This is a genomic window from Arsenicicoccus piscis, assembly GCF_022568835.1.
Classification (GTDB): Bacteria; Actinomycetota; Actinomycetes; order Actinomycetales; family Dermatophilaceae; genus Arsenicicoccus; species Arsenicicoccus piscis.
This window is the reverse complement of sequence record NZ_JAKZHV010000011.1, coordinates 69807-90439: the sequence shown is the minus strand read 5'-3', so window position 1 is coordinate 90439 and position 20633 is coordinate 69807. Positions and strand designations below refer to the sequence as shown.

The 20633-nt window shown below is 67.9% G+C and carries 24 protein-coding genes and 1 tRNA gene; 11 read left to right on the top strand and 14 right to left on the bottom strand.

Annotated elements, in window-relative coordinates:
• Nucleotides 1-15: 15 nt before the first annotated feature.
• Genes MM440_RS16250 through MM440_RS16240 form a run of 3 tightly spaced genes read right to left on the bottom strand, consistent with a single transcriptional unit; the run spans nt 16 to nt 2228 of the window.
• Nucleotides 16-858: an SCO1664 family protein gene (locus MM440_RS16250; protein ID WP_241446131.1), complete on the bottom strand. Its 843-nt coding sequence runs from the start codon at nt 856-858 to the stop codon at nt 16-18.
• 53 nt (nt 859-911) lie between these two features.
• Nucleotides 912-1451, bottom strand: a complete 540-nt coding sequence (locus MM440_RS16245; protein ID WP_241446129.1) for a DUF3090 family protein — start codon at nt 1449-1451, stop codon at nt 912-914.
• A 9-nt stretch (nt 1452-1460) separates the two neighbouring features.
• Complete coding sequence (locus tag MM440_RS16240; RefSeq protein ID WP_241446127.1) at nt 1461-2228, bottom strand: MSMEG_4193 family putative phosphomutase; 768 nt, start codon at nt 2226-2228, stop codon at nt 1461-1463.
• 64 nt (nt 2229-2292) lie between these two features.
• On the opposite strand from MM440_RS16240, the gene corA reads away from it, so the two are divergent.
• Nucleotides 2293-3294 carry a magnesium/cobalt transporter CorA gene (gene corA / locus MM440_RS16235; RefSeq protein ID WP_241446124.1) on the top strand — a complete coding sequence of 334 codons (1002 nt, stop codon included), beginning with the start codon at nt 2293-2295 and terminating at the stop codon, nt 3292-3294.
• A 5-nt stretch (nt 3295-3299) separates the two neighbouring features.
• Here corA and MM440_RS16230 read toward each other — a convergent pair whose 3' ends face one another.
• From MM440_RS16230 to MM440_RS16220, 3 genes are all read right to left on the bottom strand, one after another.
• Nucleotides 3300-4157, bottom strand: coding sequence for an undecaprenyl-diphosphate phosphatase (locus tag MM440_RS16230; RefSeq protein WP_241446122.1), 858 nt, complete (start codon nt 4155-4157; stop codon nt 3300-3302).
• 102 nt (nt 4158-4259) lie between these two features.
• Entirely contained in the window at nt 4260-5303 is a 1044-nt protein-coding gene (locus MM440_RS16225) for an LLM class F420-dependent oxidoreductase (RefSeq protein ID WP_241446120.1), read from the bottom strand.
• Complete coding sequence (locus MM440_RS16220) at nt 5303-5719, bottom strand: hypothetical protein (protein ID WP_241446118.1); 417 nt, start codon at nt 5717-5719, stop codon at nt 5303-5305. Before MM440_RS16220 ends, MM440_RS16225 begins: the two co-directional genes overlap by 1 nt.
• An 83-nt stretch (nt 5720-5802) precedes the next feature.
• Here MM440_RS16220 and MM440_RS16215 point away from each other — a divergent pair, with 83 nt between their 5' ends.
• Nucleotides 5803-5991, top strand: a complete 189-nt coding sequence (locus tag MM440_RS16215; RefSeq protein WP_241446103.1) for a DUF5703 family protein — start codon at nt 5803-5805, stop codon at nt 5989-5991.
• A gap of 1 nt (nt 5992) precedes the next feature.
• On the opposite strand, the gene MM440_RS16210 is transcribed toward MM440_RS16215, so the two are convergent.
• The gene (locus MM440_RS16210; RefSeq protein WP_241446100.1) at nt 5993-7324 is read right to left on the bottom strand and encodes a M20/M25/M40 family metallo-hydrolase; all 1332 of its coding nucleotides are present in this window, start codon (nt 7322-7324) and stop codon (nt 5993-5995) included.
• A gap of 161 nt (nt 7325-7485) precedes the next feature.
• On the opposite strand from MM440_RS16210, the gene MM440_RS16205 reads away from it, so the two are divergent.
• On the top strand, nt 7486-8802 hold the full coding sequence (locus MM440_RS16205; RefSeq protein ID WP_241446092.1) for a CitMHS family transporter: 1317 nt from the start codon (nt 7486-7488) through the stop codon (nt 8800-8802).
• Nucleotides 8803-8895: 93 nt separating this feature from the next.
• The gene (locus MM440_RS17485; RefSeq protein WP_241446090.1) at nt 8896-9684 is read left to right on the top strand and encodes a MerR family transcriptional regulator; all 789 of its coding nucleotides are present in this window, start codon (nt 8896-8898) and stop codon (nt 9682-9684) included.
• A gap of 77 nt (nt 9685-9761) precedes the next feature.
• Here the strand turns inward: MM440_RS17485 and MM440_RS16195 are convergent, their stop codons facing one another.
• Nucleotides 9762-10703 (bottom strand): alpha/beta hydrolase, encoded by a 942-nt coding sequence (locus tag MM440_RS16195; RefSeq protein ID WP_241446088.1) that lies wholly within the window; start codon nt 10701-10703, stop codon nt 9762-9764.
• Between the two features lie 419 nt (nt 10704-11122).
• On the opposite strand from MM440_RS16195, the gene MM440_RS16190 reads away from it, so the two are divergent.
• The 3 genes from MM440_RS16190 to tcmP are packed head-to-tail and all read left to right on the top strand — an operon-like array spanning nt 11123 to nt 14563.
• Nucleotides 11123-12244 (top strand): adenine-specific methyltransferase EcoRI family protein, encoded by a 1122-nt coding sequence (locus tag MM440_RS16190; protein ID WP_241446086.1) that lies wholly within the window; start codon nt 11123-11125, stop codon nt 12242-12244.
• A complete protein-coding gene (locus tag MM440_RS16185) occupies nt 12241-13407 on the top strand; it encodes an HNH endonuclease family protein (protein WP_241446084.1) in 1167 nt (388 codons plus the stop codon). Before MM440_RS16190 ends, MM440_RS16185 begins: the two co-directional genes overlap by 4 nt.
• Before the next feature lie 37 nt (nt 13408-13444).
• Complete coding sequence (tcmP, locus tag MM440_RS16180; RefSeq protein ID WP_241446083.1) at nt 13445-14563, top strand: three-Cys-motif partner protein TcmP; 1119 nt, start codon at nt 13445-13447, stop codon at nt 14561-14563.
• Nucleotides 14564-14575: 12 nt separating this feature from the next.
• Here tcmP and MM440_RS16175 read toward each other — a convergent pair whose 3' ends face one another.
• Nucleotides 14576-15325, bottom strand: coding sequence for a DUF5131 family protein (locus MM440_RS16175; RefSeq protein ID WP_241446081.1), 750 nt, complete (start codon nt 15323-15325; stop codon nt 14576-14578).
• Nucleotides 15326-15461: 136 nt separating this feature from the next.
• Here MM440_RS16175 and MM440_RS16170 point away from each other — a divergent pair, with 136 nt between their 5' ends.
• The gene (locus MM440_RS16170; RefSeq protein WP_241446079.1) at nt 15462-15692 is read left to right on the top strand and encodes a hypothetical protein; all 231 of its coding nucleotides are present in this window, start codon (nt 15462-15464) and stop codon (nt 15690-15692) included.
• 12 nt (nt 15693-15704) lie between these two features.
• Here MM440_RS16170 and MM440_RS16165 read toward each other — a convergent pair whose 3' ends face one another.
• From MM440_RS16165 to MM440_RS16145, 5 genes are all read right to left on the bottom strand, one after another.
• Nucleotides 15705-16490 carry a hypothetical protein gene (locus tag MM440_RS16165; RefSeq protein ID WP_241446077.1) on the bottom strand — a complete coding sequence of 262 codons (786 nt, stop codon included), beginning with the start codon at nt 16488-16490 and terminating at the stop codon, nt 15705-15707.
• A gap of 147 nt (nt 16491-16637) precedes the next feature.
• On the bottom strand, nt 16638-16967 hold the full coding sequence (locus MM440_RS16160) for a hypothetical protein (protein ID WP_241446068.1): 330 nt from the start codon (nt 16965-16967) through the stop codon (nt 16638-16640).
• A 25-nt stretch (nt 16968-16992) separates the two neighbouring features.
• Nucleotides 16993-17991 (bottom strand): site-specific integrase, encoded by a 999-nt coding sequence (locus MM440_RS17480; protein ID WP_479370980.1) that lies wholly within the window; start codon nt 17989-17991, stop codon nt 16993-16995.
• Nucleotides 17992-18087: 96 nt separating this feature from the next.
• A tRNA-Leu gene (locus MM440_RS16150) sits at nt 18088-18172 on the bottom strand.
• Between the two features lie 44 nt (nt 18173-18216).
• On the bottom strand, nt 18217-18552 hold the full coding sequence (locus tag MM440_RS16145) for a hypothetical protein (protein ID WP_241446064.1): 336 nt from the start codon (nt 18550-18552) through the stop codon (nt 18217-18219).
• Nucleotides 18553-18910: 358 nt separating this feature from the next.
• Here MM440_RS16145 and MM440_RS16140 point away from each other — a divergent pair, with 358 nt between their 5' ends.
• The 3 genes from MM440_RS16140 (at nt 18911) to MM440_RS16130 (ending at nt 20608) form a co-directional block, all read left to right on the top strand.
• A complete protein-coding gene (locus MM440_RS16140) occupies nt 18911-19315 on the top strand; it encodes a pyridoxamine 5'-phosphate oxidase family protein (RefSeq protein WP_241446062.1) in 405 nt (134 codons plus the stop codon).
• Between the two features lie 136 nt (nt 19316-19451).
• Nucleotides 19452-20222: a HipA family kinase gene (locus tag MM440_RS16135; RefSeq protein WP_241446257.1), complete on the top strand. Its 771-nt coding sequence runs from the start codon at nt 19452-19454 to the stop codon at nt 20220-20222.
• The gene (locus MM440_RS16130; RefSeq protein WP_241446060.1) at nt 20219-20608 is read left to right on the top strand and encodes a DUF3037 domain-containing protein; all 390 of its coding nucleotides are present in this window, start codon (nt 20219-20221) and stop codon (nt 20606-20608) included. The genes MM440_RS16135 and MM440_RS16130 overlap by 4 nt, the downstream gene beginning before the upstream one ends.
• The last annotated feature ends 25 nt before the right edge of the window (nt 20609-20633 follow it).

Genomic DNA, 20633 nt, shown 5'->3' with positions numbered 1-20633 from the left:
GCCGCGGGCGACCGGCTACAGCGGTGGCCAGGGGATGGCCGGGTAGCCCGTGTCCGGCGGCATCGGGAAGTCGCCGGTCTCGAGCATCTCGGCGACCCGGTGCCGCAGCGCCTGGAGCTCGCGCAGCGTCAGCAGCGGGGTGAGCCGCTGGTTCAGCTCGCTGTCGAGGTCGTCCAGGTCGTCGGCCAGGGCGTTCAGACGAGCGATCTCGTTCTCGGGCAACGGATCTCCGGCCCAGCCCCAGAGCACGGTGCGCAGCTTGGGCTCGGAGTGCAGGCAGATGCCGTGGTCGATGCCGAAATGCCGCCCGCTGGGGTCGACGAGCAGGTGCGAGCCCTTGCGGTCGGCGTTGTTGACAACGGCGTCGAACACGCCGAGCCCGCGCGTCCACTCGTCGTCCCGGTGCACGACGAGCACCTGCTCGCCGTGGGACAGCTCGGCCGCCATCACCGCCACCTGGTCCTTGCCGAGGTCGCCGGGCGGCAGCAGCTCGACGATCTGTCGGGCCGCCTCGTCGTGGTCGACCCACAGCTGCACCGAGCCGATCCCCCAGGGACCGTCGCGCAGCACGGTCGGCGGCACGACACCCCAGCCACCCGCGTCCGAGATGACGAACGTCGCCACCTCGCGCTGGGCGAGCGTCGCGGTCGGGAAGTCCCAGAGCGGTCGCTCACCCCGCTGCGGCTTGTAGATCGCCCGCACCGCCGCGCGGTCGGCGCCGCCGTCCCCGTCCCCGTCGCCGTCCTCCGCCGCGTCCTCGGGCGTGACGTCGACGAGCAGGCACCCGTTCGAGGCCTCGGCGATCTGGCCGAGGACGTGCAGCCGCCCGGTGCGCAGCAGCGTCAGCACAGCAGCCACCTGCTCCCGGTCGTGCGGGTCGACGATCGGGTTCGGCGTGGCCGGGACGGTAGTCAGCGTCGGTAGCCGTTCGCGCGCGGGCAGATATGGCCGACCGGGTCGAGCGGCAGCCCGCAGAACGGGCACGGCGCCCGGCCACCGGCGACGACGTGCTGGGACCGCCGGGCGAACGCCCGGGCCTGGGCCGCGCTGAGGGTCACCCGGATCACCTGACCGGGCGCGTCCTCGGCGTCCTCGAGCACGACGTCCGGGTCCTCGGGGAAGTCCTCGTCGGCCGCCTCGATGACCAGCACCTGCTGCTCGGGGTCCCAGTAGAGGCGCAGCGCCGAGGCGCGGAACTCGTCCTCGATCGGGGTGTCGAGCGGGCCGTTGTCGGCGAACCGCTCGGCGGCCGACTCGCTGCCGGTGGTTGGGGCAAACGCGTCGATGGTGTCGTTGACCTGGTCGGCGAGCGCCGCGACCTGCTGCTTCTCCAGCGACACGCTGACGAGGCGCCGCCCGGACCGGGCCTGGAGGAAGAAGACCCGCTGGCCCGGGGGGCCTACCGTGCCTGCGACGAATCTCTCGGGGGACTCGAAGGACTGCACCACCATGGCGTCAGCCTATGCCGCTCCGCCGCCGACCACGGCATCGCCGCTCGGGGCATCGCCTCCACCAGCATCCCCACCAGCCCCAGCACCAGCACCCCCACCAGCCCCCTCGGCCGGAGGCCGCGGCAGCAGAGTGGACAGGTCGCTCCCGGTGTCGTTGGCCCGCACGAGGAAGGGACGCCGGTCGCTGTAGTGCACGACCGACAGCGACGCCGGCCCGGCCTGGAAGCGCTGGAAGTGGTCGAGGTGGGTGCCCGCGGCGTCGGCGAGCAGTGCCTTGATGATGTCGCCATGGGAGACCAGCAGCCACACCGCGTGCGGGCCGTGCTCGGCCTCGACCTCGGCGTCGATGCGCCGCGCCGCGGCGACCGCCCGGGCCGACATGGCGGCGATGGACTCGGCGCGGTAGTCCGCGCTGTCGGGGAACCGCGCCCGGCTCGGCTGGTCCTGGACGGTCCGCCACAGGTCCTCCGTGGCCAGCTCCCGCAGCGACCGACCGGTCCAGCTGCCGTAGTGGCACTCCCCCAGGTCGTCGTCCGCGACCCGGCGCGCCGCCTGCGCCCACGGGGCACCCTCGACGAGCAGGTCGCTCGTCTCCTGGCAGCGTTGCAGGGGGCTGCTCGCGAGCACGACCACGGGCACGTCGCGCAGCCGCTCGGCGAGAGCGTGGACCTGGGCGCGGCCGGTGTCGTCGAGCCCCACCCCGTCGGTCCAGCCGGCGAGGGTGCCCGAGGCGTTGGCGGAGGTTCGACCGTGGCGAACGAGGAGCACGTGTGGCACGGGAGCACTCTATCCGCGGGGCGCCGGGCACTCCATCGCCAGAGCACCGCACTAGGCTGAGCCGGTGATCGTGGACCAGGCCATCTACCGCGGCGGTCGCCGGATGCCGTGCGGCGATCTCGGCACCGAGCTGGAGTCCCTGCGCGACCTCGAGGACGGCTTCCTCTGGATCGGGCTCAAGGACCCGACCGACGAGGAGTTCGCCGGTGTCAACGACGCGCTCGGGCTGCACCCGCTGGCCGTCGAGGACGCCCTGACCGGCGGGCAGCGAGCCAAGCTCGATCTCTACAACGACACGCTGTTCATGGCGATCAAGACGCTGCGCTACGTCGAGAGCACCAGCGACGTCGAGACCGGCGAGGTGATGCTCTTCGCCGGCGACCGGTTCGTGCTCACCGTCCGCAACGGCGACGCGAACCCGCTCGCCGGGGTGCGCGCCCGCCTCGAGCTCTCGCCCGAACAGCTGGTCCACGGACCGGCCGCGGTGGTCTACTCCGTGCTCGACTCGATCGTGGACAACTACATGCTGATCGACGCCGAGGTCGAGGCCGACCTCGACCTCATCGAGCGGCGGGTCTTCGGCGGCGACAGCGCAGACCTGGCGACCGAGATCTACCAGCTCAAGCGCGAGGTGCAGGAGTTCAAGCGGGCGTCCTTCCCGCTCGCCGACCCGGTGCGCCGCCTCGCCAAGGACCGGACGGTGCCGGTCATCGGCAAGGCGGCGCGACCGTTCTTCGCCGACATCTACGACCACCTGCTCAAGGTCAACGACCACGTCGAGTCCTACGACCGGCTGCTCACCGACGTGCTCAACGCGCACCTGGCCCAGCTGGGCGTGCAGCAGAACGAGGACATGCGCCGGATCTCGGCGTGGGTGGCCATCGCCGCCCTCCCGACGATGATCGCCGGGATCTACGGCATGAACTTCCAGTTCATCCCCGAGCTGTCACTGAGCGAGGACATCGGCGGCCGGGAGATCTACTACGGCTACTTCGTCATCATCGCGGTGATGGCGAGCAGCTGCTTCCTGCTCTACCGGCTGTTCAAGCGCAGCGGCTGGCTGTAGCCCGATCAGGTCGCCTGCATGACCCCCGCGGCCAGGACGCCGATGAGCACGAGGCCGAGGACGACCCGGTAGCCGATGAAGACCATCAGGGAGTTGTTCTTGACGAAGCGCAGCAGCCAGGCGATCGAGGCGTAGGCCACCACGAACGACACGACGGTGCCGACCACGAGTTGGCCAGCGCCGACGACCGAGAAGTTGACGTCCTTCATCTCGTAGAGGCCGGCGCCGACGAGCGCGGGGATGGCCATGAAGAAGGACAGCTCGGTCGCGGTGACGCGGTCGAGACCGCGCAGCAGACCGGCCGAGATCGTGGCACCGGAGCGCGAGACGCCGGGCACCAGCGAGAAGCACTGCATCAGACCGATGAAGACACCGTCGGCGGGCGACACCGTGCCGTCGCCGACCTTGTCCTCGTGCCGCGCGACCAGCTGGGCGTGCCGGCGCTCGGCGAACCACATGACGCCGGACCAGATGATGAGGGCGAACGCGACCACCCACAGGGACCGCAGCGGACCCTTGATGAGGTCCTTGAAGAGCAGCGCCGCGATGACCACGGGGATGGAGCCGACGACGACCGCGACCGCGAGCTTGAACGGAGGCTCGGAGCGCAGCTCGGGACGGCGCAGGCCGCCGAAGAAGTCCTTGACCATCGTCACGATCTTCTTCCAGAAGTAGAGCAGCGTGGCCACGATGGCGCCGATCTGGATGATCGCGGTGTAGCTGGTGATCGCGGGGTCGTCGATGGGCAGGCCCAGCACCTTCTCGGCGATGGTCAGGTGACCGGTCGAGGAGACGGGGAGATACTCGGTGAGGCCCTCGACGATCCCAAGGATGACGCTGTCGAGGTAGGTCAGGTCTGACACCAGGCTAACTTTCGGTCGATGAACAGGGGTCGTGGCGGCCCGCGTCACCCACCCGGGTGACGTCGACTGCGCTGTCCGGTGACAGGCCGTCAGGCCAGTGTGTCAGACGGCCGCTGTCAGCGACCTGAGAACGGCCGCACGTTCTGGGATCGAGCGCCCGACCGGCGTCACCGACAAGGTGACCGTGCCGGCGTCGCGGTAGCGCTGCATCCGGTCCGCGATCCGCGCCGGGCTGCCAAGCAGCGCGGTGCGGTCGATCAGCTCCAGCGGCACGGCGGCCGCGGCCTCGCGGTGCCGCCCCTCGAGATAGAGCTCCTGGATCTGGTCGGCGGCCGCGCCGTAGCCCATCGCGACCGTCGCGCGGTTGTAGAAGTTCTGCTCGCGCGAGCCCATCCCGCCGATGTAGAGCGCCCACTGCGCCCGCAGCGGGGCCGCCGCCTGCTCGAGGTCGTCGGCGACCGACACCATCACCGACGGGCAGATGTCGAAGCCCGCGAGCGGGTCGGTCTCGGTGCCCTTGCCGGCCTTGCGGGCACCGGTGCGCAGCGGGGTGAGGAAGTCCTCGCTGCGCTCGGGGTCGATGAAGATGCCGTGCCAGCCGTCGGCGATCTCGCCGGCCAGCTCGAGGTTCTTGGGGCCGACCGCCGCGAGGTAGATCGGGATGTGGGAGCGCACCGGGCGCATGGCGAGCTTGAGCGCCTTGCCGGGGCCGCCCGGCAGCGGCAGGGTGAAGTGCTTGCCCTCGAAGCGCAGCGTCTCGCGCGCGAGGACCTGGTTGACGATCTGGACGTACTCGCGGGTCCGGCCGAGCGGCTGGGCGAAGCGCACCCCGTGCCAGCCCTCGCTCACCTGCGGCCCGGACACGCCGAGCCCGAGCCGCACGCGGCCACCGCTCAGCTGGTCGAGGGTCGCGGCGGTCATCGCCGTCATAGCGGGGCTGCGCGCCGGGATCTGCAGGATCGCGCTGCCCACGTCGATCTGGGTCGTGCGGGCCGCGATGAAGGAGAGCACCGTCACCGCGTCCGAGCCGTAGGCCTCCGCGGCCCACACGCAGCGGTAGCCGAGCTGGTCGGCCACGACCGCCAGCTCGACCGTGTCAGAGCCGTTGCCCGGCCCCCAGTAGCCGAGGTTGAGCGCGAGGTCCACTAGCGGCGGGCCCTCGGCCGGTCCCGGCGGCCGGCGTCGTCGCTGTCGTCGTCGTCGTCCTCACCGTCCTCGTCGTACTCCTCGTCGTCGAGCCCGACGTAGACCCCGTCCTCGTCGTCCTCGTCGTCGAGGTCCTCCTCGTCGTCGTCCTCGTCCTCGTCCTCGTCGTCCTCGTCGTCGAAGTCGTCGTCGTCCTCGTCGTCTTCGTCGTCGTCCTCGGTGTAGATCCCGAGCGGCGTGAGCTCGCCGAACGCCTCGTCGATGGCCTCCTCGTAGGTCTCGAAGGCGTCGGCGAGGTTCTGGTAGGCGGCGGCGACGGCCGGGTCGTCCTCGCCCCGGCGGGAGGCGGCGGCCTCGAAGTGACGCTCGAAAGCGGCAGTGAGGGCGGCGAGGGCGGCGCGAGGCTCGGTGCTCATGGCGCAAACCTACCCGTTGGCGGGGCGGCTGACCACGGTGAGACGTCCTTGGTCTGCACCGGTCTCGGTGGCACGATGTGCCGATGGCGGTGGACTACGAGTACAAGCAGGTGACCTTCTTGCCGCGGGTCAGCCGGGCCGAGATCCGGCGGGTCCTCACCGACGACGCCGAGTACGGCGACTGGGAGCTCACCCGCATGACGGTCTACTGGGGTGGGGTGCGTCGCGCCGAGGTGCGCCGCCGGGTGATCCGGGTGCAGCGCACCGCCTGACTCAGCAGTCAGCGAGCAGCCGGCCGAGGACCCGCGTGCCGAAGTGCAGCGAGTCGACCGGGATCCGCTCGTCGATGCCGTGGAACATCCTCACGAAGTCCAGCTCTTTGGGCAGGCGCAGCGGCGCGAAGCCGTAGCCCGTGATGCCGAGCCGAGACAGCGCCTTGTTGTCGGTGCCGCCGGACAGGCAGTAGGGCAGCAGCAGCGAGCCGGGGTCCTCGGCCTGCAGCGCCCGCCCCATCGCGTCGACCAGGTCGCCGCGGAAGGGCGCCTCCAGCGCGGTGTCGCGGTGGTCGACCAGCACCTCCACGTCCGACCCGGCCAGCTCGCTGACCGTGGCCATGAGTTCCTCCTCGTGGCCGGGCAGGAAGCGGCAGTCGAGCGCCGCCGTGGCGGTCTGCGGGATGACGTTGTGCTTGTAGCCCGCGTCGAGCTGGGTGAAGTTGCTGGTGTCGGACAGGGTGCCCTCGACGAATCCCCTTGCGCCGCCGAGCAGCTCGAGGATGCCCTCGACGTCCTCGTCGTTGTAGAGCGTGCCCGTCTCGGTCGAGATGCCGTCGAGCAGCTCGCGCACCGACGCGATGTAGGTGCGCGGCCACTTGTGCGCGTTGATCCGCTCGATCGCGCCGGCGAGCTTGACGATGGCGTTGTCGTCGTTCGGCACCGAGCCGTGTCCGGCGCGACCCTGGGCGCGCAGGCGCAGCCAGCCGATGCCCTTCTCGGCGGTCTGCAGCAGGTAGGCCCGACGGTCGCCGCCGTCCTTGCCGGGCAACGTGATCGAGAAGCCGCCGACCTCGCTGATCGCCTCGGTCGCCCCCTCGAACAGGTCCGCGTGATGGTCGACCATCCAGTGGCTGCCCGCTCGGCCGCCGGCCTCCTCGTCGGCGAAGAAGGCGAAGACGAGATCCCGCGGCGGCTTGGTGCCGGTGCGGGCAAGGTGGCGCAGGTTGGCCAGGATCATGGCGTCCATGTCCTTCATGTCGACGGCGCCCCGACCCCAGATGCACCCGTCCTTGACCTCGGCGGCGAACGGGTCGACGCTCCAGTCGTCGGCCTGCGCGGGCACGACGTCGGTGTGGCCGTGGACCACGAGAGCCGGCCGCGCTGGGTCCGCGCCCGCGACGCGCACGACCACGCTCGCTCTTCGGTCCGCCGACTCTGCGTAGAACGGGTCCAGCCCCACCTCGGTGAGCTGGCCCATGACGTACTCGGCGGCGGCCCGCTCCCCCGGACCGCTGCCGTCGCCGTAGTTGGAGGAGTCGATCCGGATGAGGTCGCGGCAGATCCGCTCGACCTCGTCGACCGGCTGGAGCTGGGGCTGCGCGTCGCTCATGAACCCACCCTAGGGCGACGGGTCGACCCCCCCCAAACAGGTCTCGAAATGGTCTCCGCCCGGTAATTCGGTGAGCGCGAACCCGGCTGCGGTCGCACCCTGGTCCCCGACCGGACGCCGCGCGAGGAGCGCGCGACGCCGACCGGAGTGGAGGAGAGCCCGTGCTGGCCATCTGGGGACTCGCGATCGTCATCGCGTTCATGACCCTGATCATGCTGAAGTGGACGACGCCCTACACGGCGCTCGTGCTGTCGCCGCTGCTGATCGGAGCCATCGCGGGCTTCGCCGGCCAGCTCGGCGACTTCAGCCTCACCGGGGTGAAGGGTGTGGCACCGACCGCGGTGATGCTGCTCTTCGCGATCATGTACTTCGGCCTGATGATCAGCGCCGGACTGTTCGACCCCCTCGTCCACTTCATCGTGCGCGTGGTCAAGGGCGACCCGCTCAAGGTGCTGGTCGGCACCGCCATCCTCGCCGCAGCCGTGTCCGTCGACGGTGACGGCACGACCACGACGATGATCGTGTGCACCGCGATGATCCCGGTCTACCAGCAGCTGAAGATGCGCATGATGGATCTCGCCGTGATCGTCATCTTGGCCAACGAGGTCATGAACCTGCTCCCCTGGGGCGGCCCGACGGCCCGCATCATCGCGGCGCTCAAGGTCGACGAGGGCGAGCTGCTGCGCAAGATCCTCCCCGGCATGATCCTCGCGATCCTCTGGGTGATCGGGGTGGCCTACTGGCGGGGCCTGCAGGAGCGCAAGCGGCTCGGCGTCGTCCGGCTGTCCGACGAGCAGATCGCGTCGATGACCCCCGCCCACGACGACGAGTTCGGCCACCTCAAGCGTCCGAGGCTGATCTGGTTCAACCTCGGCCTGACCGTGCTGCTGATGATCTTCCTCATCTTCGGCGGCATCGGGTTCGTCCCGAAGATCAACGCCGCGATCCTGTTCGAGATCGCCTTCGCCATCGCCTTGCTGGTCAACTACCGCTGGCTGAAGGACCAGCGGGACATCGTCGAGATCCACGGCTCCAACGCCGTGCAGGTCATCATGATGGTTCTCGCCGCCGGCGTCTTCATGGGCGTCCTCAACGAGTCGGGCATGTCCCAGGCCATCGGTGAGTCCCTCTCCAGCGTGGTCCCGAGCTCGGTCGGTAGCCACTGGGGCCTGGTCACGGCGCTCGCCTCCGCCCCCGGCACGTTCCTGCTGTCGAACGACGCGTTCTACCTCGGGGTGCTGCCGGTGCTGGCCCAGACCGGTGCGCAGTACGGCTTCTCCCCCATGGACATCGCCGTCATGTCGACCACGGGCCAGGCGTTCCACCTGCTCTCCCCGCTCGTCGGGTTCATCTACCTGCTGCTCGCCCTGACCGGCGTCGACATGGGCGCGTGGCAGCGCTCCGCGGGCAAGTGGGCGATCGGCATGTTCGTCATCTTCATCCTCAGCGCGGTGACCTTCGGCGGCGTGCCCCTCTGAGGTCGGGTGCGCGGCGCACCTCGACGCAACGATGGGGTTGACCCTCACGCGGCGTGAGGCACCAGCGTGGTCCCTGTGAGAGATGCTGGGACGGTGACGAACGAGCTCACGGTCGGTCAGGTCGCCTCCCTGGTGGGCATCAGCGTGCGGACGCTGCACCACTGGGACGAGGTGGCGCTGGTCCGCCCGAGCGGCCGAACGCATGGTGACTACCGGGTCTACGACGCAGCGGACGTGGCTCGGATCAACCGGGTGCTCGTCTATCGCGAGCTCGGGATGAGCCTGGCCGAGATCGGCCGGGTGCTCGACGACCCCGAGGTCGACGAGCGGGAGCAGCTGCTGCGGCAGCGCACCCTACTCACCACCCGCATCGCCCGCCTGCAGGAGATGGTCTCCGCAGTCGACCAGATGGTGGAAGGACACGACATGGGACAACAGCTCAGCCCACAGGAGCAGGCCGAGATCTTCGGCACGGACTGGAAGCCGGAGTACGCCGAGGAAGCCGAGCAGCGCTGGGGTGACACGCCCCAGTGGGAGCAGTCTCAGGCGCGCGCCGCGTCGATGACGCGTGAGCAGTGGGAGCAGGTGAAGGCCGACACCGACGCGCTGGAGGCCGACCTGGCCGCCGCGAGGTGCTCGGGCGTCGACCCGGCGTCGAGCGAGGCGGCCGAGCTGGTGGAGCGGCACCGTCTCTCGATCGACCGGTTCTACGACTGCTCGACGTCGATGCAGGTGTGCCTGACCCGGATGTACCTCGAGGACGCGCGGTTCACCGAGCACTACGAGCAGCTCGCACCGGGGCTGACGGCGTGGCTCGCCGACGCGGTCGCCGCGACCGCTCGGGCCCAGGGCATCGACCCGGAGACGGCCACCTGGCAGTGACCGTCACATCCTCGGCCCGGTCCGCCCGGTCCGCCCGGCCGGCCGGACCGCCCGGCCGGCCGGGATGAGGTCGTAGGTTAGCCCGAGGGCAGCTCCAGGGCAGCGCGCAGCGCTCGCGCCTGGGCGCGCCAGAACTCCTTCGAGACCGGCTTCTTCGCCGCGAGAGCGTCGAAGCCATGGAAGGCGCCCGGCACCGTCAGCAGCTCGCACGGGACCCCGCTCTCGGTGAGCCGCTCGGCATAGCGGACGTCCTCGTCGTAGAACAGGTCGAGGGATCCGACGCCGATCCAGGTCGGGGGCAGCCCCGTGAGGTCCTCGCGGCGGGCGGGCGCGGCGTAGTCCGAGACCCCCTCGCCGCCCGGAGGCCCGCCAAGGTAGGCCGTCCAGGCATACCGGTTGCTGCCGGGGGTCCAGACGCGGACGCCGCTCGTGTCCAGGTCGGCGCGCGTCACGGTCCGGTCGTCCAGCATCGGGTAGACGAGCAGCTGGAACGCCGGCCGGACCTGGCCGCGATCGTGGGCCATCAGCGTGAGGCCCGCGGCAAGGCCGCCGCCCGCGCTGGCGCCGCCGATCGCGACCCGAGCGGGGTCGATGCCGCGCTCCTGCGCGTGATCGACCAGCCAGGTCAGTGCGGCGTAGCAGTCCTCGAGCGCCGCGGGCGCGGGGTGCTGCGGTGCGAGGCGGTAGCGCACCGACGCCACGGTGATGCCCAGCGTCCGCGCGAACGCGATGCTCTTCGCCTCGTCCTGCAGGTGATTCCCGACGATCATGCCGCCACCGTGGATCCAGAGGAGGACAGGAGCCGGGCCCACCACGGTGCGGGGCCGGTAGACCCGGAGCCCGACCGCGGCCGCGTCCGGTCTCGGCAGCTCGACGTCGTCGACCAGGAGGTCGTCGGGCGCCACGGGGGCACGCGCGGGGAGGCGCTGCATCAGCGCGGTGCTTCGCCGCCCGAGCGACAGACCGGGGAGGAACCGACCGATCTGCAGGTCGGGGTGGAACTCGGGACGCGTTGCCATGCGGACCTCCGTGCTGTGCTCGAGCTGTCGTGAGATGGAACGCTAGTCGGCGATCCGCACCCAGGCACGACGAAGGCCCCTGACCTGCTGGTCAGGGGCCTTCGTCGTGATGGTGTCCGGAGGGGGACTTGAACCCCCACGACATGGCCTACGTCTTGGCTTGTATACCAGCCGAAGCGGGCCGCAGGCACCTCACGGCTCAGGTCTGCGTGTCGGATATGTGTCGGATCGCGGCCGATCCGAAGGCCGCTTGCGCGCGGAGGTTGCGGGGGCAGGCCGATTTCGAGCTGGGTCGACGGGCTCGGCCACCTCGTCGGGGTGGCCTCACTCCCGCAGCGCCTCCGCCAGCCTGTCCCCCGTCGTGGCTAGGGTGAGCCGCAACAAGAGCGACAGCATGGATGGGGATAGTGGAGCGCGACATGGCGAGCAAGACCGCGGGGAACGGGTCCAAGCAGCGCAGCCTCGGCGAGGCGAAGGCGGCCAAGGACGACGAGTTCTACACCCAGCTGTCCGACATCGAGAAGGAGCTTCGGCACTACAAGAAGCACTTCAAGGGCAAGGTCGTCTACCTCAACTGCGACGACCCGCGGGAGTCCGAGTTCTTCCACTACTTCAGCTACAACTTCGAGAAGCTCGGCCTGAAGAAGCTCATCGCCGCCTGCTACAAGAGCCAGAACATGGACCTGTTCTCCACCGAGGACAGCGAGCAGGCCGTCTACCTCGAGTACACCGGCGACAAGGACGGCGACCGCGTTCCCGGCCGTGACGAGATCGAGGTGCAGACCTTCGCCGGAGACGGCGACTTCCGATCAGCCGAGAGCATCGCGCTGCTGAAGCAGGCCGACATCGTCGTCACCAACCCGCCCTTCAGCCTCTTCCGCGAGTACGTCGAGCAGCTCATCGAGCACGAGAAGAAGTTCCTCATCATCGGGAACATGAACGCCATCACCACCCGCGACATCTGGCCCCATGTCCAAGCGGGGCGGTTCTGGCTCGGCGTCACCCGCGCGGGCACCGGACAGATGTGGTTCCGGGTCAAGGAAGACTTCCCAGTGAAGTCCGGCCAGCGCACCGACGAGAACGGTCAGCGATGGCAGACCATCGGCAGCTCAGCATGGTTCACCAACCTCGACCACGCCAAACGTCACGAGGACCTCATCCTCTACAGGCCTTATGACCCCCAGATCTACCCGTCATACGACAACTTTGACGCGATCGAGGTCTCCAAGGTCGTGGACATCCCCATGGACTACGACGGGGTGGTCGGTGTACCCGTCAGCTTCCTGGGTAAGCACAACCCCGACCAGTTTGAGATCGTCGGCATCACCAAGACGTGGTTCGGTATCGCCTCGAAGAAGTACCCCACCCAGATTCAGGTCAGTGCCGATGGACGTACCAGCGAAGTGTCGAAGCTGAACGACGGTGCTGCGCTCAAGGTCGATCCTCCGCCGAAGGGAAAGACCTACTACAAGGTTGGTGAAGACTGCTTCATCCAGACCTACCCACGCATGCTGATCCGCCGCAAGAAGGCATCCTCGTGAAGATCGAGCTCAAGCGCATCCGCGTCCGTGACCTGGTCGAGAGCTACGAAGACAACGACGAGCTGGGTGTGCGCGCCTACGACGGTCGGCTCGACGTGCGGCCGCCCTACCAGCGCGAGTTCGTCTACAAGGACAAGCAGCGCGATGCGGTCATCGCCACGCTGCGCCGGGACTTCCCGCTCAACGTCATGTACTGGGCGGTGCTCGATGACGCCGACGCCGACGGGGTCGAGTTCGAGATCATCGACGGCCAGCAGCGCACCATCTCGATCTGCCAGTACGTCGAGGGCGATTTCTCCATCGAGATCGACGGTCACCAGATGGCCTTCCACAACCTCCAGGACGACCAGCAGCAGCAGATCCTGGACTACGAGCTGATGGTCTACCTGTGCGAGGGCACCGACTCGGAGAAGCTCGACTGGTTCAAGACCATCAACATCGCCGGCGAGAAGCTGACCGACCAGGAGCTGCGCAACGCGGTCTACCACGGTCCCTGGGTGGCCTCGGCGAAGAAGAACTTCTTCTCCAAGACCGGTTGCCCGGCCTACGCGATCTCCTCGGACTACGTCACCGGCTCGCCCATCCGCCAGGAGCTGCTCGAGACGGCGATCAAGTGGATCAACGGCGGCAAGGTCGACGAGTACATGCGCGATCACCAGCACGACCAGAACGCCGTCGAGCTGTGGACCCACTTCCAGGGTGTCATTGCCTGGATCGAGAAGACCTTCACCCAGAAGCGCGCGAAGATGAAGTCGGTGAAGTGGGGACCGCTCTACGCCAAGTTCCACGACACGGACTACGACCCGGTCAAGTTCGAGGAGCGGGTCTCGGCGCTCATGGGCGATGTGACCGTGGAGAACAAGTCGGGCATCTACGAGTTCCTGCTCGCCGGCGAGCAGGACACCAAGCTGCTCACCGTCCGCATCTTCAGCGAGAAGACGAAGGTGGCAGCCTACGAGCAGCAGACGAAGAAGGCCAAGGCCGCCGGAGTCTCGAACTGCCCGATGTGCGCCGGCGGTCACCAGTCCAAGGCGACTGTCATCTACGAGTTCGCAGAGATGGACGCCGACCACGTCGAGGCCTGGAGCAAGGGCGGCAGCTCGGACCTGGCGAACTGCCAGATGCTGTGCATCCACCACAACCGCTCCAAGGGCAACGGGTAGCCAGCCCGAGCTCAACTAGACCAACAGGTGGGGTGACATGTCGAAGGGCGACAGGCTGCCGACCGTGTGGGAGCTATCTCCTCACACCAAGGCCAAGCACGACATTCTTACCCGGTATCTCGGCGCGTGGTTCGGGATCTTCGGGAACACGCAGCACCATTCTGCAGTCAACGTATTGGATGGGTTCGCTGGCCCAGGGCGGTACAGCAAGGGCGAGCCAGGGTCGCCGATATTGGCGTTGAAGACGCTCCTTGAGCACACATCCTTCAACAAGTTTCGATCCACAGCCTTCCACTTCGGCTTCAATGAGCAAGACCCTCAGAGGCATGCGTCCCTCAAGAGGGAAGTGGCTGCACTAAAGTCTTCATACTCTCCATGGCCAAGCAATGTGGTCACGGAGGAGGTTAACGAGAACTTCCAGGATCTAGTGCGAAATCTGCTGGGATCGCTCAAACCGAAGCACGTCCTAGCTCCCACATTTGCTTTCGTTGACCCTTTCGGGTATAGAGATGTCCCAATGAGCCTGCTGCAAGAGCTTTCCAAGCAGCCCGCCTTCGAACTCTTCATCTACTTCGACTTTAACAGCGTGAATCGTTTCGCCACAGCAGGCAACGTCGACTCACACTTCGATACATTATTCGGATGCGAGGACTATAGACTGGCCCCATCGGGAGGGATGGAGCGCCAAACTTTCCTTCACGACCTTTACGAATCGCAACTCAGATCAATGTGCGGATTCGAGTACGTACGCAGTTTCGGAATGATCAATCAGCGTGGACACACCGGCAACTATCTCTTCTTTTGCACGAACCATCTCCTCGCCTACGATCGGATGAAGGCGGCGATGTGGAAACTTTCTCCGAGCGGTGACTACAGGTTTGATGACCGTCTAGCTGGCCGGCAAGTCCTCTTCGAGAACGAGGCTGACACTGCACCGCTCCAAGTAGAACTGGCGCAGCACTTCGCAGGGAAAACGATCAAGGTTGAGGACGTCAAGCAGTACGTGATCACCAAGACGCCCTTCTATAGCGGCCAGCTGAAAATGCTCACCCTCAAGCCGATGCAAGATGCTGGTCGCCTCACGTCACCGAATCAGAAAACCAAGGGTAGGTTCCCAGACGGCACGCTCATCGAGTTCCCCAAGCTGTCTGAGTGAAGTATGGAAGCCCTAGAGGGCAGTGGCCAGCGCTGGCATTTCGTCCCAAGTGCGACCATCGAGCTGTCGACCGTTAGCTTTCGGCGTACGGCCACCCCATTGCTTGAAGAAGAATGCGACACCCGAGTTGTCACACTGGTCGCGGATATCTTCTACCCAGTCAGGGTCCATGGGCCTCGCGCGCGATCCTGACTCACCGCCTGCGATGACCCAATCGATGGCTGTGAGGTCAAGTCCGGGAAGCGCCGTTAGGAGCGGCTCACACGATAGGAACCGTGTAGCGGCTGGAACGTTGCGAAGATGCTCGATCCGGTCAACCACGTCCGCGGACTCAACTGAGACGCCCATCCAGAGGTTGTCCGGCCAATCGAGTTTGTCGGCCAGCCGCTCCATGCGCAGGGCACGCTTGGTGAGCACTTGGTACGTGTGCTGAGGCGTGTCGCGGATGACGTCAAAGATGTCGCGGATGAAGTCGAGCGGTACCTTGGCGTGGAAAAGGTCGCTCATCGAGTTCACGAAGACGATCTTGGGCGTGCGCCAGCGGTACGGCTGCTCGAGCGAACGAGGGTGAACTGTCACGCCGAAACCAGGGCCTGACGTTCGCGGGTCACCGTCGTTCTGGTACTTCGCGGCACCCATGGCTTTCAGGCGCTTCGACAGCGTCAGGGCGTAGCAGTTGTCGCACCCAGCAGCCACGCGGTCGCAACCCGTAACAGGATTCCATGTGACCTCGGTCCACTCGATCGAGCTGTTGGTGGCCATGTCCACTCCCACTCTGCTCGCGGTGCTGGCTGGATGATCTGTTTGATGCTAGTCGCCGCCCCTGACACTCCGCCGGAGGCACCGCCGGGTGGACGGCAGAGGATACTAAGGATCACAGTGGGTAGAGGAGGCTTCCATGGCGGTCCAGGTGACCAGCGATCAGGTGGATAACGCGAAGCTATTGCTAGCACTCGACCGTGCAGCCGGCCGCGAGAGCGAGGAGTGGGTGGTCCGGCTCGCCGCTGCTACAGCTGTGCGCGCCCCAGGCACCGCAGACGGTTCAGCAACTGTGCCATCGATCGCTGAGCTGGATACTCGGCTCCGAGCCCTTGAAACCGAGGTGGCCCGGCGGCGCGACGCGCTGTGAGATCGCCTGAGGTCAGCTGCGCGCCGCCACACCAAAGCGGTTCCGCAGCCTCTGCAGTCGCGCGTATGTGGTCTTGAGCTCAGGGTTGAGCACCAAGACGCTGTCACTGCCGGTGGTGTCGACGTCCACGAACCCGATTGACGACCACACGGCCCGCAGCTTCTCGCAGGCGTGCTCCCGAGCAGCACCCTGGGAGCCATCCAGCGGGGCAGCGATCGCCGCGGCCAAGGCGACTCCAGCGTTCAGCGCGCTGACTGCCTCGGCCACGATCCACCTACCGACCTCACGTCCCGCAAAACGCTTGTCGACCGTGACCGAGTCCACGATGAGCAGGTAGCTGCCAATGCCGCTCACCGACGACAGGTCCTCACGGATGTCGCCAGTGTCGTCCAGAACGGCGTACCCGACCGCGCCCAGGTCTGCTTCCATTCCGTCCAGGGTCATGAGCAGGTCGGGCCGGCCCAAGGGGCACCGGACCAGGCGCGCCTGCACCACCTCGAGCTGTGCCTCGTCGGGACCCGGGTCCTCGTCCGGGCCGACCAGAACTCCTGTCACCCACCAGTTCTCGACGAGGGCGTCGGTCTCGTCACTCAGTGCGCGACGGTGCTCGAGGCGCAACTCCATCCCCCGGCCCAGTTCGTGATCGGTCAGCTCGATCGAGTCCATGTCGGCACCGTAGGGGTTGACACCGACATTCCGGGCAAGCCGCGTCGGCAAACGTTGCATCACGCAGGGAGCCGCATGCAGTTGGTCAGAAGCGGCCTTGAAATGGCTCACATCGGGCCACAGCAGGACCACCCTGAGACCCACAAGAGACCACGCGGGAGGCGGCCGAGGGCACGGAGCCCAGATGGGCTCGCCGTGGCCACCATCGGCCCTCGTGTGGTCCCTGCCGGGCCCCGTTGGGGGCACAGGCGCCGGAACTCCTGGCTCCGGCAGTGGCTGTCATCCCCCGATGTCGTATGAGTCTCCCGACCGGTCGGGTCGGACGAAACCGATGGCACCTCTGTGGATGCAGAAGTCAACGAACTCGGTCGGCAGTTCGTCGGGCGCTGACAGGAGCAACTCGCGGAACTCGTCGCGGGCGAGCCCCTCGGGCGGTGGCCCCGGATGGCCGCCGGTGCGCCAGTGCTCGTAGTCAGGGTCGTCGAGCCGTCGAAAGAACTCGTCCACGATGAAGGGCCAGGCCGGGGTCCCCCACCAGTCCGCGACCGACAGCACCCCGCGCAGGCCGAGCCACATGAGCATCCGGTGGGCACCATGTTCGTCCGCCATCAGCAGCAGGGAACCGAGCTGTTGCTCAGCGTGCGCGCGAAGGGCGGGGAACTCCGCCGTCGGTGGCCGGGAACAGGAACCCGGATGCGCCGGTCATCGGAGCCGTGGCCAACCACGTGCGCAAAGGCTCAACGAGAAGACTCGGCATGGCCACCCTGCGGTACCCCGCCTCCGTCTTGGGCCTAGCGATGCGCCACTCGAACGAGTGGTCATCCTTGCGAACACGCGTCACACCCTGGCGCACCCAGATGACCTGCTCCTGGAGGTCGATGTCGCAACGACGCAGGCCCCGAACCTCGCCCGATCTCAGGCCACACCAGGCCGCGACAGCGAGGGCTACCCGGTACCGCGCTGGAACGGCATCGAGATAGGCCAGCACCTCCTGCGCCGTCAGCGCCTGCCCGGTGCGCCGCGAGGCGGGCTTACCAGCGCCCCGAACACGACACGGATTCCGGTCGATCAGTTCTTCCTCCACTGCTTCGGTCATGACGCTCTTCAGCAGGTCGTAGCAGCGTCCGTGGGACGTCAAGCAGTCCTCAGACAAGCCGTCCTCCCACCAGGCCGCGACTGCGGTGGGGGTCAGCTCGGTCAGGGGCAGGCTGTCGAGGTGCCCACCACGCAGCCGCCAGTCCTTCCGGTAGGTGTCACTGGTCGTGGGCACGATCGGCTTCCGGGCCCGTGTGGAGCGGCGCTGGATGATCCGTTCGACGTACTGCCCGACGGTCAGCACCGGCTGGGCTGCGGCGGTAGCCGCCGCGATCATCGCCGCCTTGCGCTGGGCCGGCGGCGTCCACCGCCCCTCGGAGATCAACCGGCGCTCATCCACCAGCCAGGCTTCGGCGTCCTCCTTCCGCAGGTACGTCGTCGGGGCATTGTGCAGGGCCGTGTCCGGTCCGGTGTAGCAGCGCGGTACCGCTTGGAGGGCAACTGGGTGATCTGGCCGAATCCGCGGCGGCCTCGTGCTCGTGCCATGAGGTGTCTCCTGTGTCGTTTCGTGTCGGTTACGTGTCGTATGGCAGACCATCTCTGAGCATCTGTGGGTATCTGTGCAACTACCCCCAGAAACGACGAATGGCCCGTGACCAGGGGTTTTACCCTGATCACGGACCATGCCGTTGTGTGTCCGGAGGGGGACTTGAACCCCCACGCCCGATAAAGGGCACTAGCACCTCAAGCTAGCGCGTCTGCCATTCCGCCACCCGGACGGGTGTGTCGAGCCGCGCGAGGCGCAGGCCAACGACACGGAACATTAGCACGGGAGGGGACCCCCGACCCAATCCTCAGGGGGCGGGCGGCGGCGTCGCGCCAGCTCCTCGACGACGTCCTCCTCGGCCTCGTAGCAGCGGGCGAGGACGCCGTCGGAGACGCCTTCCACACCCTCCGGCAGCTCCTGGCGACGCAGCCTGGTCCGCTCCTCGCGAGAGGCCAGCTCGGCCAGCAGCTCGCGGTGACTCAGGGCGGGCAGCTCGTCGGTGGCCACGCTGTCGGTGGACAGGACGTCGGTGGACAGGGTGTCCGTGGGCAGCGTGTCGGTAAGCAGGGTGTCGGTCAGTACGGTGTCGGTCGACTCGGACAGCTGGCGCATGGAAGCTCCTCGCTGTGACGAGGACGTGGCCGGGGTCTGGGGTCGCGTCGATGGGTGCGGACGGTGGTGCAGGTCGGCGGGGATCACCCGTCGATGGTCTTCTCCCTGGTTGTGCTGGCACTGTCGGATGCCTGGGTGGTCGCTCGGATGATGGCCTGATCGGCGGTGTCGTTGGTGGTGCGGGTGGCGGGCTCGGTGGTGGGCTGGGTCGCCCCACCCCTGCTGACGGCATCGGCTCGGCAACGAAACCGCTGACGCGCCTGAGGACGCTGAGGACGCTGAGGACGGCGGTGCCGTAGCAGCGTGTCCGGGTCGGTCTCGGGTCGACAACCGCCGGGCGTAGATCAAGGATGGACCCATGAGCGACGCAGCAGTCACGACCCTGTCGGAGCAGGAGTGCTGGGATCTCCTGGCGGGCGAGGAGTTCGGTCGGCTGGCCACGAGCGCCGCCGGTTCGGTGGCCATCACGCCGGTCAACTACTGCGTGCGCGACCAGAAGATCTACTTCCGCTCCGCCGAGGGCAGCAAGCTGGTCAGCCTCGTGGTGGCGTCGTCCGTCGCCTTCGAGATCGACCAGGTGCGCGGCCGCGACGCGTGGAGCGTCATCGGCCAGGGCGAGGCGCGCATCGTCGACTCGATGAGCGAGCAGGACGAGCTGAGCGCTTCGCTGCACCTGCACCCGTGGGTCGACACGGTCAAGGAGATCTTCGTCGAGGTCACCCTCGACGAGGTGTCGGGGCGCCGGTTCAGGCTGGCCCGCTGACTCGCGTCCGCGCGGAGTCGCGTCCGCGGTCGGGTGGGCGCCGCCCAGTAGGCTTCGCCGGGTGAGCGAGCAACCCCCTGGCCTGCCCGAGGTGACCGGCACGCGCTACGTCACGCCGTTGCGCGAGGGCGGCTCCATGCCGGGGCTGGTCGAGGCCGACGACGACGGCACCTACGTCGTGAAGTTCCGCGGCGCAGGGCAGGGCCTGAAGGTGCTGGTGGCGGAGGTCATCGTCTCGCGCCTCGCCCAGGCGCTGCAGATCCCCACCCCCGACCTGGTCGCCATCGACATGCCCACCGCGATGGCGCGGTACGAGGCCGACGAAGAGGTCCAAGACCTGCTCACCGCGAGCCCGGGCGTCAACCTCGGGGTCGACTTCCTGCCCGGTTCGTTCGGCTACGACGGGTCCCGGCCGCCGTCGGCGGAGCTGGCCGCCCGCATCGTGTGGCTGGACGCGTTCACCGCCAACGTGGATCGCACCTGGAGCAACCCCAACCTGCTGGTGTGGCACGGCCAGACGTGGGCCATCGATCACGGTGCCGCGCTCTACTTCCATCACTCCTGGCCGAGCCGCGGCAGTCACCCCGAACGGTTCGCGGCGCAACGCTTCGACCCGTCCACGCACGTGTTGCGGGAGGTGGCGACGGACCTCGTCGGCGCCGACGAGCGAGCCCGCGCCGTGATCACTCCCACGCTGCTGCGCGAGGTTGTGGACGCGGTGCCCGAGCAGTGGCTCGAGACCTTCCCCGAGCACGAGACCGTAGACCGGGTGCGGGGTGCCTACGTCGACAACCTCACCGCACGGCTCGCCTCGCCGGACGCCTGGTTGACGCCTCTTCTCGCCGGTGGGGCCGGCGGGTCCGGCAGCGCAGGCGGCGCCGACGGCGATCGGGGTCGACTGCGATGAGCGCGCCGTGTTGGTACGCCTATCAGTACGTCGTGCTGCGGGCCGTGCCCCGCGTCGACCGTGAGGAGTTCGTGAACGTCGGCGTCGTGCTCTACAGCCAGGACGCCGGGTATCTCGCGGCGGCGACGGCCATCGACGCGGACCGACTCCTGGCGCTGCATCCTGGGCTCGATCTCGACGGGCTGCGGGCTGCCCTCGCGACGGTGTCGAACGTGTGCGAGGGCGAGGCGGTCGCCGGCCTGCCGCGCGACGCCCGCGACGGGCGCCGCTTCGGCTGGCTCGCCGCCCCGCGCAGCACCGTCCTGCAGCCCGGGCCAGTGCACGGCGGCCAGGCCACCGACCCCCGGGCCGAGCTGGCCCTCCTGCTCGGGCGCCTCGTCGGCTGAGCGTGGGCGTTGCTGGAATTGCTGG

Coding starts and splice junctions, on each gene's coding strand:
- MM440_RS16245 (WP_241446129.1), bottom strand. CDS start 1,451: ATGGTGGTGCAGTCCTTCGAGTCCCCCGAGAGATTCGTCGCAGGCACG.
- MM440_RS16220 (WP_241446118.1), bottom strand. CDS start 5,719: ATGAGCACCGAGCCTCGCGCCGCCCTCGCCGCCCTCACTGCCGCTTTC.
- MM440_RS16215 (WP_241446103.1), top strand. CDS start 5,803: ATGGCGGTGGACTACGAGTACAAGCAGGTGACCTTCTTGCCGCGGGTC.
- MM440_RS16210 (WP_241446100.1), bottom strand. CDS start 7,324: ATGAGCGACGCGCAGCCCCAGCTCCAGCCGGTCGACGAGGTCGAGCGG.
- MM440_RS16195 (WP_241446088.1), bottom strand. CDS start 10,703: ATGGCAACGCGTCCCGAGTTCCACCCCGACCTGCAGATCGGTCGGTTC.
- MM440_RS16190 (WP_241446086.1), top strand. CDS start 11,123: ATGGCGAGCAAGACCGCGGGGAACGGGTCCAAGCAGCGCAGCCTCGGC.
- tcmP (WP_241446083.1), top strand. CDS start 13,445: ATGTCGAAGGGCGACAGGCTGCCGACCGTGTGGGAGCTATCTCCTCAC.
- MM440_RS16175 (WP_241446081.1), bottom strand. CDS start 15,325: ATGGCCACCAACAGCTCGATCGAGTGGACCGAGGTCACATGGAATCCT.
- MM440_RS16170 (WP_241446079.1), top strand. CDS start 15,462: ATGGCGGTCCAGGTGACCAGCGATCAGGTGGATAACGCGAAGCTATTG.
- MM440_RS16160 (WP_241446068.1), bottom strand. CDS start 16,967: ATGGCGGACGAACATGGTGCCCACCGGATGCTCATGTGGCTCGGCCTG.
- MM440_RS17480 (WP_479370980.1), bottom strand. CDS start 17,991: ATGGTCTGCCATACGACACGTAACCGACACGAAACGACACAGGAGACA.
- MM440_RS16145 (WP_241446064.1), bottom strand. CDS start 18,552: ATGCGCCAGCTGTCCGAGTCGACCGACACCGTACTGACCGACACCCTG.
- MM440_RS16140 (WP_241446062.1), top strand. CDS start 18,911: ATGAGCGACGCAGCAGTCACGACCCTGTCGGAGCAGGAGTGCTGGGAT.
- MM440_RS16135 (WP_241446257.1), top strand. CDS start 19,452: ATGCCGGGGCTGGTCGAGGCCGACGACGACGGCACCTACGTCGTGAAG.
- MM440_RS16130 (WP_241446060.1), top strand. CDS start 20,219: ATGAGCGCGCCGTGTTGGTACGCCTATCAGTACGTCGTGCTGCGGGCC.